Genomic DNA, 15,010 nt, shown 5'->3' with positions numbered 1-15,010 from the left:
CGAAAGCCAAAAGAGCTTTCAAAAAAACGACCGAGGACACGAACAAAATCAGGGAGCAAATAATGTCCATGACGACGTCTCGACTTGCCACTGCTGCTGCGACCTTCGCTTTTGTCGCAGCGATGAGCAGCGGCGCACTGGCCCAAAAAAAATACGACCCCGGCGCAACCGACACCGAGATCAAGATCGGCAGCATCATGCCCTACAGCGGACCGGCTTCCGCCTACGGCATCATCGGCAAGACCCAGGCCGCCTACTTCAACAAGATCAACGCCGAAGGCGGCATCAACGGCCGCAAGATCAATTTCATCTCCTATGACGACGGCTATAGCCCGCCCAAGGCGGTGGAGCAGGCCCGCAAGCTGGTCGAGAGCGATGAAGTCCTGCTGATCTTCAACTCGCTCGGCACGCCGTCGAATTCGGCGATCCAGAAATACATGAACTCAAAAAAGGTGCCGCAACTGTTCGTCGCCACCGGCGCGACCAAGTGGAACGATCCGAAGAACTTTCCCTGGACCATGGGCTGGCAGCCCAACTACCAGAGCGAAGGCGTGATCTATGCGAAGTACCTGATGAAGGAGAAACCGGACGGCAAGATCGGCATTCTCTACCAGAACGACGACTTCGGAAAAGACGTGCTGAAGGGCCTGAAGGATGGTCTCGGCGCCAAGGGCGCGTCGATGATCGTGGCCGAAGAGCCTTACGAGACATCGGTGCCTACGGTGGACTCGCAGATCGTCGCGCTGAAATCGAAGGGCGCCGATGTGTTCGTCAGCATCACCACGCCGAAGTTCGGCGCGCAGTCGATCAAGAAAGTCGCCGAACTCGGATGGAAGCCGCTGTTCATCCTGAACAACGTCGCCTCCTCCACAGGATCGGTGATCAAGCCTGCCGGTTTTGAAAATGCGCAGGGCGTGATCTCGGCCACCTACGGCAAGGACCCGACCGATCCGCAGTGGAAAGACGATCCGGGCGTGAAGAACTTCGATGCGTTCCTTGCGAAGTATTTCCCCGAAGCCAACCGCGCCGACTCGTCGGTCGCGTACGGTTACAGCTCGGCGCAGACCATGGTGCATGTATTGAAGATGTGCGGCGACAATCTCACCCGCGAGAACGTCATGAAGCAGGCCGCCAGCATCAAGGACCTGCAACAGGAAATGGGCCTGCCGGGCATCAAGATCAACACCAGCCCGACTGACTTTGCTCCGATCGAGCAGTTGCAGATGATGAAGTTCAAGGGCGAGCGCTGGGAACTGTTCGGCCCGATCATCAGCGGCGAGATCGGCGGCTGACAATCAGCAGGAAAGGAGCCGGATTTCCAGCCCGGAAATCCGACTTCCCCGCTCCAGACAGGCACTTCTGAAAACATTTCCGCCCTCCGCAATAACCTTGCGGAGGGCCTTTTAACGTCCGGCCGATCATGTCATGTCTTTGAGTCCGTGTAGCGCCAAGCGATGACCTGATGACCGACAAACGCCCTTTGCTGCGTGCCATTTTCGACGCCGCTGTCGCCGCAGCCCATCCCGACCGGATACTTGCCGAGCACCTGCCGCCGCCGCCGCGCGGGCGGATTCTCTGTCTGGCCGCGGGCAAGGCCGCCGGTGCGTTGGCGCATGCTGCGGAACGGCACTATCTCGACGGCGGTCATATTGATCCGGCGCGGCTGTCGGGGCTTGCCACCACGCGCCATGGATACGGCATGCCCACCAAACGCATCGAGGTTGTCGAGGCGGGACATCCGGTTCCCGATGAAGCAGGCATGAAGGCCGCGGCGCGAACGCTCGAACTGGCCGAAGCGGCGGGCGAAGACGATCTCGTTCTGGTGCTGTTGTCCGGCGGCGGTTCGGCGAACTGGGTCGCACCGGCGGACGGAATTTCGTTCGCGCAGAAACAGGCGATGAACAAGAGCCTGCTCCGATCCGGCGCGCCGATCGGCGAGATGAACACTGTCCGGAAACATCTGTCGCGCATCAAGGGCGGCCGGCTCGCCCGCGCCGCCGCGCCCGCGCAGGTTCTGACCCTGGCGATCTCGGACGTGCCGTTCGACGATCCCGCAACCATTGCCTCGGGACCGACGGTGCCGGACACCACCACGCTGGCCGACGCGCGCGAGATCGTCGCCCGTTATCAAATCAAGGCGGACGACGCCGTGGCCGCGGCGCTGAACGATCCACACAACGAAAGCTGCAAGCCCGGCGACGCCGCGTTCGCGCGCGCGGACTTCAAAATCATCGCGCGGCCGCAGGAATCGCTGGATGCCGCGGTGGCTGTTGCGCGAAACGCCGGCTATGAGGTCGTTGCACTCGGCGCCGATCTTGAAGGCGAAGCGCGCGATGTCGCCGCCGCCCATGCGCAAATCGCGCTGAAGGCGCACGCAGAGGGCAGGAAGCTCGCGGTGCTGTCCGGCGGGGAACTCACGGTCACCGTGCGCGGCAACGGACGCGGCGGGCCCAACCAGGAATACGTGCTCGCACTTGCAAGCCTGTTCGCCGATAGGGCGGGCATTTGCGTGCTGGCCGGCGACACCGACGGCGCGGACGGCGGCGCCGGACATCCGACCGATCCGGCCGGTGCGATCCTCGATCAGCGCACCTTTGCAAAGATGCGCGAGCTCAAGCTCGATCCGAAGGCCTATCTCGCCAATAACGATGCGACAGCGTTCTTTGAGGCCACCGGCGATCTTCTCATGACCGGGCCCACGCTGACCAACGTCAACGACATCCGCATCATTCTGGTGGATCCGTAAGCCACCGGCGTCATTCCGGACAGACCGCGCAGTGGGCTGATCCGGAATCCAGATAGGTTCGTCGAACGGTCGTCGGTGGATTCCGGGCTCGCTCGCAAAAAGCTCGCGCCCCGGAATGACGACTTAAAACTCCTGTGCGATCTTGCCGAGCATCGCCAGCAGCAGATCGCGGTTCTCGTTGCCGAGCAGTTCACGAAGCCGCGCCTCGTGCCGGGTCTCGATCAGTTTGCGCGCCCGCGACAGAACCGCGCGGCCTTTGTCCGTCAGTTTTAGAATGTGCGAGCGGCGATCGCTGCTGGAGCGGACGCGGACACAGAGATCCCGGCTTTCCAGTTCATCCAGCAGGGCAACGAAATTCGGCCGCAGAATGCCGAGGGTCGAGGCGATCTCGGTCTGGTTTCGTCCGGGATTCGTGTCCACCAGCATCAGGACGGAAAATTGTGCCGGTGTCAGTTGCAGCGCCGCGACGCAGCCGATGAAGTCGTCGAAAATCCGAAGTTGTGCGCGCTTGAGCGAATAGCCGAGGAAATCCGACAGATCCCCTATCCGGATCGGGGCGACAGGAGATACCGTCCGCGTGCGCGCCGCGGCCGGGCGCTTTTTGGCTTTGGCGGCAGCGGTGCTCGCGGTCCTGGAAACAGCCATCGTGCGCTTCCTGTCGTCGGTCTGCTCTTGCTATAAGGGCGCCTCGATGTTCAAAGGCGGCCAAGTCTTGTGATTATACTCAATAATCGTTATGAAACATATCAAACAGCGACGGCGGAATTCAACCGCCGCTTTCGGTGCGCCGGGCGCTTCAACCCGTCTGCACACGACGCTTGAGGGGACGCCTTGGATAGCACGATCCTTCTGTTCCTGTTGCAGGACGGAATAACCAGCGGCGCGATCTACGCGCTGCTCGGGCTCGCGCTCGTTCTGGTGTTCGCCGTCACCCGCGTCATCCTGATCCCGCAGGGCGAATTCGTCACCTTCGGCGCGCTGACCTTTGCCGTGCTGGCCACGGGCAAGGTGCCCGGCACGACCCTGCTCGCACTCGGCATGGGCGTGGTTGCGTTCGCATTCGACATGATCGCCGGGCGCAGCACGATGAACGGACGCAGGTTCGTTCACTCACTGGCGCTGAACATCCTGCTGCCGCTCGCAATCTGGGGACTGGCCACGCTGCTCGCGGGCCGGCAGAACAATGTGATCGTCAACTTCCTGCTGTCGATCGTGATCGTCGCGCCGATCGGGCTTTATCTCTATCGCATCGCCTATCAGCCTATCGCCCATGCGTCCGTTCTGGTGCTGCTGATCGCATCGGTCGGCGTGCATCTCGCCTTGCAGGGGCTGGGTCTGGTGTTCTTCGGCCCTGAAGGCCTCCGCGCGCCGGCGATTGCCACCGCCGCCTTTACCATCGGCCCGCTGCGGTTCACCGGCCAGAGCATCGCCATCTACGCCATCACTATCCTCCTGATCGTCGGGCTGTGGCTGCTGTTCGGCTACACGCTTTACGGCAAGGCGCTGCGTGCCACCGCGGTCAATCGCCTCGGCGCCCGCATCGTCGGCATCCGCACCACGCTGTCGGGACAGGTCGCGTTCCTGCTCGCCGCCGTGATCGGCACGATCTCCGGCATCCTGATCGTGCCCATTACGACGATCTATTACGACACCGGATTCCTGATCGGCCTGAAAGGCTTCGTCGCCGCCATTATCGGCGGACTTGTCAGCTATCCCCTCACCGCCACCGCCGCGCTGGTGGTCGGCATCGTCGAGGCGTTCTCGTCGTTCTATGCCAGCAACTTCAAGGAGGTCATCGTCTTCACGTTGCTGCTTCCGGTCCTGATCCTTCGCTCGCTGGCGACGCCAGAGGTCGAAGAGGAAGGGGATTAGGCGATGACACAGCGTTGGGGCATGATCGTGTTCGCGCTGGTGATGGCGGTCATCCCGTTCATTCCCGGCATGCCGCCGTTCTGGATCGTGCTGCTCGACAATATCGGGCTGGCTGCACTGGTGGCGATGGGCCTTGTGCTGCTGACCGGCGTCGGCGGCCTCACCTCGTTCGGCCAGGCCGCGTTCTGCGGCTTTGGCGCTTACACCACCGCGATCCTCACCACATCTTACGGACTGTCGCCGTGGCTGACATTGCCGCTGTCGCTGATGGTCAGCGGCGTCGCGGCCGTCATTCTCGGCCTCATTACCGTGCGCCTGTCCGGCCACTACCTGCCGCTCGGCACCATCGCCTGGGGCATCAGCCTGTTCTACCTGTTCAGCAAGCTTGAGCTCGTCGGACGCAACGACGGCATTTCGGGCATTCCGCCGCTGGCCATCGGCGGATTGCAACTGACCGATCCCGGCAAGATCTATTTCGCGATCTGGTTCGCGGTGATCGTCTGCGCGCTGCTGACGGTGAACCTGCTCGACTCGCGAACCGGCCGCGCGATCCGCGCGCTGCGCCGCGGCCATATCGCCGCGGAAGCCTTCGGGGTGCAGACCGCGCGTGCCAAACTGCTGGTCTTCATCTATGCCGCCGTGCTCGCCGGTCTGTCCGGCTGGCTCTATGCGCATTTCCAGCGTGCGGTGAATCCGACGCCGTTCGGCCTGAACGCCGGCATCGAGTATCTGTTCATCGCGGTGGTCGGCGGCGCTGGTTACGTCTGGGGCGCAGTGCTTGGCGCAGGCATTGTCGTCGTGCTCAAGGAATTCCTGCAGAGCTTCCTGCCGGTGGTGTTTCACGGCTCGGCGCAACTCGAAACCGTGATTTTCGGCATTCTTCTCGTGGCACTGTTGCAGGTCGCGCCCGGCGGCATGTGGCCGCGCCTCGCCGCCCTGCTGAAACTCGACACCGCAAAACTTCCGGTACCAAAGGATGCAGCCACGCTGCCGCCGCGCAGCAAGGCGGTTCCGGCGTCGGAAACGCTGCTGGACATTCAGGCCGCGCGCAAACAGTTCGGCGGCGTGATCGCCGTCAACGACGTATCGTTCGACGTTCAGGCCCGCGAGATCGTGGCGCTGATCGGCCCCAACGGCGCAGGCAAGAGCACCACCTTCAATCTCATCACCGGCGTGCTGCGCTCGTCGGGCGGAACGATCTCCGTTCTCGGCCACAACGTCGACAACGCGCCGCCGCAGGACATCGCCAGGCTTGGCGTCGCCCGCACCTTCCAGCACGTCAAGCTGGTCCCGGACATGACCGTGCTGGAAAACGTCGCCATCGGCACTCATCTGCGCGGCCATGCCGGTGCGATCGCCAGCATGCTGCGGCTCGACCGCAGGGATGAAGCCGCGCTGCTCGCCGAAGCGGCAAAGCAGATCGCGCGGGTCGGCCTCGCCGACCAGATGCATCAGCTTGCGGGCAGCCTTTCGCTCGGCCAGCAACGCATCGTGGAAATCGCCCGCGCGCTGTGCGTCGATCCGATCCTGCTGCTGCTGGACGAGCCGGCCGCCGGTTTGCGCCACATGGAGAAACAGAAGCTGTCGGCGCTGCTGCGCCAGTTGCGCGCCGAGGGCATGTCGGTCCTCCTGGTCGAGCACGACATGGGCTTCGTGATGGATATCGCGGACCGCATCGTCGTGCTGGAATTCGGCACCAAGATCGCCGAGGGCACGCCAATGGCCATTCGCGCCAACCCCGATGTGATCAAGGCCTATCTGGGGACGGCATCATGACCAGGCTGCTGTCCGTCGAGAATGCGCACATCGCCTACGGCAAGGTCGAAGCCGTGCGGGGCGTCTCGCTCGACGTCAACGCCGACGAGATCGTGACCATTGTCGGCGCCAACGGCGCGGGCAAGACCACGCTGCTCAACGCCATCATGGGAATTCTGCCGCTCTCCGGTAGCGTGGTTTTCTCCGGCCAGCAGATCTCGCGCCTCGATATCGAGGACCGGGTCGCGGCAGGACTTTGCATCGTCCCCGAGCACCGCGAGCTGTTCGGCACCATGACGGTCGAGGAGAACCTGCAACTCGGCGGCTTCCGTGTGCCGCGCGCGAAGGCCGCCAGCGAAAAGGAGCGCGTCTTTGCGCTGTTCCCGCGCCTGAAGGAGCGCCGCACCCAGCTTGCGGGCACGCTCTCCGGCGGCGAGCAGCAGATGCTGGCGATGGGCCGCGCCCTGATGAGCCAGCCGCGACTGCTGATGCTGGACGAGCCCTCGCTCGGCCTCGCGCCGCTGATCGTTGCGGATATTTTCCGCACCATCGGCGAACTGCGGCAGGCTGGCGTCTCGGTGCTGCTGGTCGAACAGAACGCCCGCGCCGCGCTCGAGATCGCCGACCGCGCCTATGTGATGGAGCTTGGCGAATTCATCATGAGCGGCTCGGCGAAAGAGATCAGCGGCGACCAGCGCGTGGTGGCGAGCTATCTCGGCTTCCAGCACGGCGAAGAGAGCAGGCTGTAGCGCGGGAACGAGCTGTTCTCACCTCTCCCCACGGGGGAGAGGTCGCGAGCAAAGCGAGCGGGTGAGGGGGTTCGAATTTTCGATTGAGGATTTGGTACCCCCTCACCCCAACCCTCTCCCCGACGGGGAGAGGGAGTCCATTATCGCTTGATGCCGATGCCGGACCTTCGCGAAGACGACACCGTGTCTGTGGTGAAAGCCAAAACCATCTAACAATCTTCTCCGTTCTGGCTGATACTACCGTCCGCAACATCCTGGTGCGGGGGCACTTCGGTCATGGACGCGCGCTCACAGCGAAAGCTGCGTTTTTTAACGGCAATTCTCTCAACCGGCGCGCTTGGCGGAATCATCTTTGTTGTCGCCCGCGTCGGCTTTTCGCCGTCGCAACTTGCCATCGGCATCATTTACGGTGTTCTGATCAGCGGCGCGATCGGCACATTCGAGCTTCTCGCCTCGTCGGGGCCGCTGCGCGACTGGTTGGGAAGCCTGCCGCTCACTGCAAACCTTGCAATCCGCAGCGCGTTCTATGCCGCCGTGATCATTCCGGTGCAGTATTTCGATCTCGGCGTTCTGATCGCCGGCCTGACGCCGGATCCCAATCAGAATGTCTGGACGCCCATTATCTTCTCGGCCGTGTTTGCAATCGCGCTGAACCTGCTGTTCGCGATCAGCAACATCATCGGGCCGCGCGCCTTCCTCCATCTGGTCACCGGACGATACCACACACCGGTCGAGGAAAGCCGGTTCGTCCTGTTCGTCGACATTGCAGGCTCGACGGCTCTCGCCGAACGTCTCGGCGGCCTCGCAATCCATAGTTTTCTGGACAAGACGTTCCGGAGCCTGACCGGACCGATCATCGATAGCCGGGGCGAGGTGCTGAACTATGTCGGCGACGAGATCATCGTGACCTGGTCAGAAGCCTCGGGCGCGATCGATTGCCGGCCGCTGCGCTGCTTTCTGGCCATGCGCAACACCTTGCAAAAACTTCAAAGCCGTTTTGAGAAAGAATTCGGCGTCGCGCCGAGAATCCGCGGCAGCCTGCATTTCGGTCCGGTCATTGTCGGCGAAATCGGAGATATCAAGCGCGCCATTGTGTTCAACGGCGACGTGATGAACACCGCCGCCCGGCTGGAAGAGCTCAGCCGCAATGTGGACGGCGGCTTTGTCGCCTCGCGCGCAGCGATCGAGCAGTTTAAATCCCCTCTCCCGGCTCCGCTGCACGATCTCGGAGTCCGTGACATTCGCGGCAGGTCCGATGGACTGGCCGTGATGGGTCTTGGCTGAACAGGCATCAAATAACATGCCGGCATGGCAGACGTTTACACAGTCGACGACTTGGATGGCCGGGCCAACTCCCTCTTCCCGTTTACGGGGAGAAGGTCGGGGTGAGGGGCAAGTCCCGGATGATGATTAGCCCCTTACCCCGCTCGCTTTGCTTGCGACCTCTCCCCGTCAGAACGGGGAGAGGTGAAAACTACTTCACGACTTCATACTTGCCGTTCTTCACGGTGAGAATGAGACGCGAACGGTCGTCGGTGCCGAAGCGGTTGGTCTCGGTGAAGTTATAGACGCCCTGGCTGGCGGCGATTTCCTTCTCGGAGAGCAACGCCTTGCGGATCGCTTCGCGGAATTCCGGCGTGCCGGGCTTCGCCGTCTTCAACGCCACCGGCACGACACGCTTCAGAACCTCGAAAGCATCGTACATATGGCCCGCGAACTGGCTGCGGGTGTCGGCGCCGTACTTCTTTTCGTAGGCGGTGTTCAGCGCCATGCCGGGCTTTTTGGTCAGCGCGCTGTCCGGCTGGCCTTCCGGAGCCATCACCGGACCGGCGGCCATGATGACGCCTTCCGCCGAAGGACCAGCAATGCGGATGAAGTCCATCGCCGCCGCGCCGTGGGTCTGATAGATCAGGCCCTTATAGCCGCGCTCGCGCAGCGCTGACTGCGGCAGCGCCGCGCCGGTGCCCGATGCGCCGATCAGGATCGCGTCGGGATTGGCCGCAACCAGCTTCAGCACCTGGCCCGCCACCGACGTATCGGGGCGCGCATAGCGCTCTTCGGCAACAATAGTGATGCCGCCCATGGCGCCGGTCTGGGTCTTGAGATCGTTCAGCCAGAGATCGCCGTAGGAATCCGAGAAGCCGATATAGCCGACGGTCTTGATGTTGTTCTTCTTCATGTGCTCGTAGAGCACCTTGCCCATGATAGGAACCGGCTGCGGCATCACGGCGGTCCACTTCTCGCGGGCCGGCGTGATCGGAAGCGGCGCGAGGCTGAGCTGCGGTACGCCGACTTCGTTGGCGACCGTCGAAATCGCGATCGACGGCGGCGTGGTCGACGAACCGATCATGATGTCGGCGTTGGATTCGGTCACAAACCGGCGCGCGTTGGTGGTTGCCGCGGTCGGATCGCCGGCGTCGTCCAGCAGGATGGTCTTGATCTTGGCGCCGCCGATTTCGGTCGGGACGAATTCGAGCGCGTTCTTTTCAGGAATGCCGAGCGCAGCCGCAGGACCGGTGGTGCTGATGCTGATGCCGATGGTGATGTCCTGCGCGAGCACGGCGCCCGGCAAAGCCATCGCGGCGGCAAGAACCGCGGCGGTCCATGTGAAAGTCTTCATGTGATCCTCCCTTGAAAGTCTCTTTTGACGTTTCTGACAGTCGTTAATGATTGACCGGACGAACTATTTGCGGTGCACCATCCGGTTTCGATTGCCGCCATTCAGATAGAAGTTAGCGGCCATTTGCAATGCTTTCCGCATGTACATTGGTATGATGCGCCAGCCTTCGAACGGCCTTTTCGGATATTGTTATCTGGTATAATCAATTTTAGCGATGCGCAAACCATATTCGCGCGGCCAGGAGAGACACAGATTGCGGACACAGGTGGCCATCATCGGCGGAGGCCCGGCGGGTTTGCTGCTCGGACAGTTGCTGCACCGCTACGGCATCGACAACGTTATCTTCGAGCGCAAGGATCGCGACTACATCCTCGCGCGAATCCGGGCGGGCGTGCTCGAACAGGGCACCGTCGGCCTGCTGGAACAGGTCGGTGTCGCAGAGCGGCTGCACCATGATGGCCTGATCCATCACGGCATCGAACTGGCGTTCAACGGTGCGCGTCACCGCATCGATATGACGCAGGCCACCGGCAAGACGGTAACTGTCTACGGGCAAACCGAAGTCACCCGCGATCTGATGGATGCGCGGATCAAGGCCGGGCTCACCACTGTCTATGACGCCGGCGATGTGAGCCTGCATGACTTTGCGAGCGGCCAGCCGCGGGTGCGTTACGTCAAGGACGGCACCACCCACGAGATCGCGTGCGATTTCATCGCAGGCTGCGATGGTTTCCACGGCGTCAGCCGCCAGAGCGTCAGGCCGGACGCGCTGAAGCTGTTCGAACGGGTGTATCCGTTCGGCTGGCTCGGACTGCTGTCGGAAACGCCGCCGGTCTCGCCCGAACTGATCTACAACAACCATGAGCGCGGCTTTGCGCTGTGCTCGATGCGCTCGGCGCATCGCAGCCGCTACTATCTCCAATGCAAGCTCGACGACCATGTCGACAACTGGCCGGACGACAAGTTCTGGGAGGAGCTGAAGCGGCGGCTGGATCAGGAAGCGGTCGATCACCTGGTCACCGGACCGTCGATCGAAAAGAGCATCGCTCCCCTGAGGAGCTTCGTCGCCGAGCCGATGCGGTTCGGCCGGCTGTTCCTGGCCGGCGACGCCGCGCATATCGTGCCGCCGACCGGCGCCAAGGGACTGAACCTCGCCGCCAGCGACGTGCACTATCTCTCCATCGCCTTGCGCGAGTTCTACGCCGACAAATCCCCGGCGGGTATCGACGATTATTCGCGGCGCGCGCTGAGCCGGGTATGGAAGGCCGAGCGCTTCTCCTGGTGGATGACATCGATGCTGCATCGATTCCCCGGCACCGATGAATTCAGCTCGCGCATCCAGATCGCGGAGCTGAACTACCTGATCGAATCCGACGCCGCGAAGATGTCGCTTTCGGAAAACTATGTCGGCTTGCCGTACTAAACCTCGAGGCAAACACGATCAGCCCCCTCGCCCCGCTCTTGCGGGGAGAGGGTTGGGGTGAGGGGCACGCCTCAATGAAAGGAAGCCGCCCCTCACCCGGATCGCAAGAGCGATCCGACCTCTCCCCGTAAACGGGGAGAGGTGAAGTAACGCCGCCGTTGTTTCAAACATGCAGCGATACCGTGTTTCAAACTTGATTTCGAATGATCGCGCGCGACGCCGGCTTTATGATGCGAGCGAACCACATAGCACTCATTCGAAAGAGCTGAGATGACAACGCCAGAAACATCAGATGCCGCCGTCCCTGAAGGCTTCGCGCGCCATCCACGGCGCAGTCCGCTCACCGAGCCCTGGGAGCCGATCTATTTCAAGGCGACGCCGGAAGCCTACATTCTCGGGCTTCGCCTCGCCGAGGCACACACCAATTCACGCGGGCTGATCCATGGCGGGCTGATCGCGGCGCTTGCCGACAATGCGATGGGACTGAGTTGCAGCCTCAAGGCCGGCAATCTTCTCGGGCTGGTCACCATCAACCTCTCGGTCGATTATCTCGGGTCGGCGAATATCGGGCAGTGGCTTGAGATCGACACCAACTTCATGAAGATCGGCGGTTCGATCTGCTTCGCGCAATGCCTGGTCACGGCCGACGGGGAACCTTGCGCGCGCGCCAACGCAACCTTCAAGATTGCGCGGAAGAAATAGCGACCGTGATTGCGAGCCATGACACGGCTCTTCGCCGCTACTTCGTCCCGAACCGCCAGTCGGTCTGCGCGACCACGAGATCGATGAACGCGCGGACCTTCGCGGACAGCAGCCGCGAGGTCGGATACACCAGATGGATCGGCATCGGCGGAAGTTCGTATTTCGCCAGCACGATCTTGAGCCGTCCTGCCTTGAGCGATTCCGCCACCTGATAGGCCAGGACACTGATGAGGCCTCCGCCCTGCTCGGCATGGAGCACGGCAGCATCGGTGCTGTTGGTTGCAAAGCGCGACGTATTCGGCACGCGGATTTCGCGCCCGTCTTCGACAAAGCGCCACTCCACCAGCGCGCTGCTGCCCGAGAACTGGATCACCTCATGATCGGCGAGGTCAGACAGTTTCTGCGGCGTACCGCGCGCCTTGAGATAGCGCGGCGATGCCACCACAACCCGCCGCATGTCACCCACCGCACGCGCGATCACACTGGAATCCGCCAGATGGCCGATGCGCACGGCAAGGTCGATCCCTTCATCCACGAGACTGACCGTCCGGTCCGACAGCCGCAGTTCGGCGCTGACATCAGGATACTGTTTCAGATAGGCCGACATCACCGGGCCGACATGCAACCGTCCGAACATCAGCGGCGCTGAGACGATCAGCCGGCCCGATGGCTTGCTGCGTTCGGCCTGGACTGAACTTTCGGCCTCCTCAAGATCGCCGAGGATCCGCCGTGCCCGCTCCAGATAACGCGCACCGACATCGGTGAGCGTCACCGAGCGCGTGGTGCGCTGGAGCAGCCGCGCACCGAGATGATTTTCCAGACTCGCGATCAGGCGCGTCACCGCAGACGCCGACAGGCCAAGCTTGCGCGCAGCGGGAGCAAACCCCTCAAGGTCTGCCACAGAAACAAAGGCGCGCATGGCGTCGATCCTGTCCATGGCATTATTTCATATCGTGCAATTATGTACTGTCAATTCCATTAATTGTCCCGGAACAAGAAACAACACATCTTTCGCACGACGAACGGCAACGGGCCGGTTCGCCACGAAAAAGGATGATGTTGATGTCCCTGATCCCAACCCCCACCTCGATCGAAGCTGCCCCGGCGGAATCGCGCCCCCTGCTGGAGGCGGTGAACAAGCAGATCGGCAGAGTGCCGAACCTGTTTCGCCTTGTCGGCGTCAGTCCCGCCAGCCTGGAAGCCTACCTTGGCATGAACGGCGCGCTCGGCAAGGGCACACTCGATGTCAGAACGCGCGAGCGGATCGCCCTCGCTGTCGCAGAGATCAATGGCTGCGGCTACTGCCTGTCGGCGCATTCCTATTTCGGCAAGAATCTCGCCAAGCTGAGTGACGATGAGATTCTCGCCAACCGGGACGGCGGCTCGACCGACGTCAAGGCCGATGCCGCAGTGCGCTTTGCGGCGCAGTTGGCGAACGCGCGTGGTCAGGTCGGCGACGACGCCGTGCAGGCAGTCCGGCAAGCGGGTTACACCGATGCGCAGATCATCGAGATCATTGCCCATGTCGCGATCAACACATTCACGAACTACGTCAACGAGTCGCTGAAGACCGAGATCGACTTTCCTGTCGTGTCGCGCCGCGCCGCGGCCTAGTCTGCATAGAGGCCGCCGGGTGGGACTACGGCTCATCCGGCGGGCAATCGAACGCCGGCCCAATCAACGAGGTGTGAGATGACAACCACCCAGTCCTATTCGAGCGACGTTGCCTTTACGCCGGCCGTGAAAGCCATTCAGGCCCGCAAGGGATCGCGCGGCGGCTACGCGCATATGGAAGACGGCGGCGGCTTTCGCACCGAGATCGATGAAGCGCTGGCCGCCTTCATCGGCGAGCAGACGAGCTTTTTCCTGGCGACCGCGAATGCCGAGGGACAGCCGTATATCCAGCATCGCGGCGGCCCGGCGGGCTTCATCAGGATTCTCGACAAGACCACGCTGGCCTTCGCAGATTTTCGCGGCAACCGGCAGTACATCACGCAGGGGAATCTCAGCGAGAATCCGAAAGCCTATATTTTCCTGATCGATTACGTCAATCGCCGCCGGATCAAGATCTGGGGCGAGGCGCGGGTGGTCGAGGACGATCCAGCGCTGATCGCTACACTGATGCCGAAGGATTACAAGGCGAAGCCCGAGCAGGCGATCCTGTTCAATATCACCGCATGGGACAGCAACTGCCCGCAGCACATTCCGATGAAGTTCGACGCCGCCGACGTCGCGGCAGCGATTGCCGAGCGCGACGCGCGGATTTCGGAGCTTGAGGCGGAAGTAGCGCGGTTGAAGCAGAAATCGGCGAGTTAAAGCTCGTCATTGCGAGCGAAGCGAAGCAATCCACTCTTCAAAAAAGTATGGATTGCTTCGTCGCTTCACTCCTCGCAATGACGATTGGAGTTACGCCGCCATCAGCAACCGCTGCCAGGGATGCTCGGGATAGTAGCGCGCCATCATCCGGTCCACGTAGGCGACGAGATTGGAGAACTCCAGCGCGCGCTGGCGCAGCGGTGAATCGAAGAACGGCGTCATCAGGCCGGCCAGTGATGCAAAGGCCGTGGCGTCCGTACCGCATGGCTTGTCGCCCATCAGATAAGGCTTCCATCCGAGCAGCATCGACAGCGCGGAAAGCGTGCGGGCGCCGAGTTCGGTAATCTCGTCGGGCGTATGGCGTGCGAGACCCGCGATCCGCATGTTCTCCGCAACCCGGCCGAGCACATCCTCGCGGATCGCGTCGCGGAGGTGCTCAGGCGCGCCGTCGAAGAAATGCGCCGGTCCCTTGGCGAAATTGTCGGGGATCAGCCAGCGCGTATAGCCCGAAGCCCAGTTGAAATGATTCTCGATCATCCGCTCGATCGCCCAGGCTTCGGCGCGCTGGCGCTCGTCGAGCACCTCGTCGAAATCAAAACCGTGTTTCGCTTCCAGATGCAGACGGATGAAGGTGGAATCGGCGATCCGCTCCTCGGCGTCATCGATATAGGGCAGTTGCCCCTTCGGCGAGGTGTCCGGCATCGCCTGTTGCTTGACGTATTTCAGGCCGGCCATCTTGAGCTGGACCTCGGTCTTGGTGACGTAGGGGCTGATTTCCGGGAGGCCGAAACCGGGCCCGATGCCATAGAGGGTGATCATGGGGAGCA

Annotated in this window: 14 protein-coding genes; 10 read left to right on the top strand and 4 right to left on the bottom strand. The window is 62.2% G+C overall.

Annotation, left to right across the window (positions count from 1 at the left end; genetic code table 11):
- Positions 1-62: 62 nt before the first annotated feature.
- Positions 63-1,292: an ABC transporter substrate-binding protein gene (locus AC1RM7_RS20435; protein ID WP_024919630.1), complete on the top strand. Its 1,230-nt coding sequence runs from the start codon at positions 63-65 to the stop codon at positions 1,290-1,292.
- A 170-nt stretch (positions 1,293-1,462) separates the two neighbouring features.
- Entirely contained in the window at positions 1,463-2,746 is a 1,284-nt protein-coding gene (locus AC1RM7_RS20430; protein ID WP_024919631.1) for a glycerate kinase type-2 family protein, read from the top strand.
- Positions 2,747-2,869: 123 nt separating this feature from the next.
- On the opposite strand, the gene AC1RM7_RS20425 is transcribed toward AC1RM7_RS20430, so the two are convergent.
- Positions 2,870-3,391, bottom strand: coding sequence for a MarR family winged helix-turn-helix transcriptional regulator (locus tag AC1RM7_RS20425; protein WP_006022775.1), 522 nt, complete (start codon positions 3,389-3,391; stop codon positions 2,870-2,872).
- Positions 3,392-3,577: 186 nt separating this feature from the next.
- On the opposite strand from AC1RM7_RS20425, the gene AC1RM7_RS20420 reads away from it, so the two are divergent.
- The 4 genes from AC1RM7_RS20420 (at position 3,578) to AC1RM7_RS20405 (ending at position 8,406) form a co-directional block, all read left to right on the top strand.
- Complete coding sequence (locus AC1RM7_RS20420; protein ID WP_006022776.1) at positions 3,578-4,618, top strand: branched-chain amino acid ABC transporter permease; 1,041 nt, start codon at positions 3,578-3,580, stop codon at positions 4,616-4,618.
- Between the two features lie 3 nt (positions 4,619-4,621).
- Positions 4,622-6,394: a branched-chain amino acid ABC transporter ATP-binding protein/permease gene (locus AC1RM7_RS20415; protein ID WP_024919632.1), complete on the top strand. Its 1,773-nt coding sequence runs from the start codon at positions 4,622-4,624 to the stop codon at positions 6,392-6,394.
- Complete coding sequence (locus tag AC1RM7_RS20410) at positions 6,391-7,122, top strand: ABC transporter ATP-binding protein (RefSeq protein WP_024919633.1); 732 nt, start codon at positions 6,391-6,393, stop codon at positions 7,120-7,122. Before AC1RM7_RS20415 ends, AC1RM7_RS20410 begins: the two co-directional genes overlap by 4 nt.
- A gap of 276 nt (positions 7,123-7,398) precedes the next feature.
- Entirely contained in the window at positions 7,399-8,406 is a 1,008-nt protein-coding gene (locus tag AC1RM7_RS20405) for an adenylate/guanylate cyclase domain-containing protein (RefSeq protein WP_024919634.1), read from the top strand.
- Positions 8,407-8,596: 190 nt separating this feature from the next.
- Here AC1RM7_RS20405 and AC1RM7_RS20400 read toward each other — a convergent pair whose 3' ends face one another.
- On the bottom strand, positions 8,597-9,742 hold the full coding sequence (locus AC1RM7_RS20400) for an ABC transporter substrate-binding protein (protein ID WP_024919635.1): 1,146 nt from the start codon (positions 9,740-9,742) through the stop codon (positions 8,597-8,599).
- A 253-nt stretch (positions 9,743-9,995) separates the two neighbouring features.
- On the opposite strand from AC1RM7_RS20400, the gene pobA reads away from it, so the two are divergent.
- Positions 9,996-11,165 (top strand): 4-hydroxybenzoate 3-monooxygenase, encoded by a 1,170-nt coding sequence (gene pobA / locus AC1RM7_RS20395; protein ID WP_024919636.1) that lies wholly within the window; start codon positions 9,996-9,998, stop codon positions 11,163-11,165.
- 270 nt (positions 11,166-11,435) lie between these two features.
- Entirely contained in the window at positions 11,436-11,867 is a 432-nt protein-coding gene (locus AC1RM7_RS20390; RefSeq protein ID WP_024919637.1) for a PaaI family thioesterase, read from the top strand.
- A 37-nt stretch (positions 11,868-11,904) separates the two neighbouring features.
- Here the strand turns inward: AC1RM7_RS20390 and AC1RM7_RS20385 are convergent, their stop codons facing one another.
- The gene (locus tag AC1RM7_RS20385) at positions 11,905-12,804 is read right to left on the bottom strand and encodes a LysR family transcriptional regulator (protein ID WP_024919638.1); all 900 of its coding nucleotides are present in this window, start codon (positions 12,802-12,804) and stop codon (positions 11,905-11,907) included.
- Positions 12,805-12,929: 125 nt separating this feature from the next.
- On the opposite strand from AC1RM7_RS20385, the gene AC1RM7_RS20380 reads away from it, so the two are divergent.
- Together AC1RM7_RS20380 and AC1RM7_RS20375 are read left to right on the top strand one after the other, a co-directional pair.
- A complete protein-coding gene (locus AC1RM7_RS20380) occupies positions 12,930-13,481 on the top strand; it encodes a carboxymuconolactone decarboxylase family protein (RefSeq protein ID WP_024919639.1) in 552 nt (183 codons plus the stop codon).
- A gap of 78 nt (positions 13,482-13,559) precedes the next feature.
- Complete coding sequence (locus tag AC1RM7_RS20375; protein WP_024919640.1) at positions 13,560-14,183, top strand: pyridoxamine 5'-phosphate oxidase family protein; 624 nt, start codon at positions 13,560-13,562, stop codon at positions 14,181-14,183.
- 90 nt (positions 14,184-14,273) lie between these two features.
- Here the strand turns inward: AC1RM7_RS20375 and AC1RM7_RS20370 are convergent, their stop codons facing one another.
- Complete coding sequence (locus AC1RM7_RS20370; protein ID WP_024919641.1) at positions 14,274-15,002, bottom strand: glutathione S-transferase family protein; 729 nt, start codon at positions 15,000-15,002, stop codon at positions 14,274-14,276.
- Positions 15,003-15,010 lie beyond the last annotated feature (8 nt).

The organism is Afipia sp. GW822-FHT03D08 (assembly GCF_058801645.1).
This window is presented reverse-complemented; position numbering and strand designations above follow the sequence as displayed.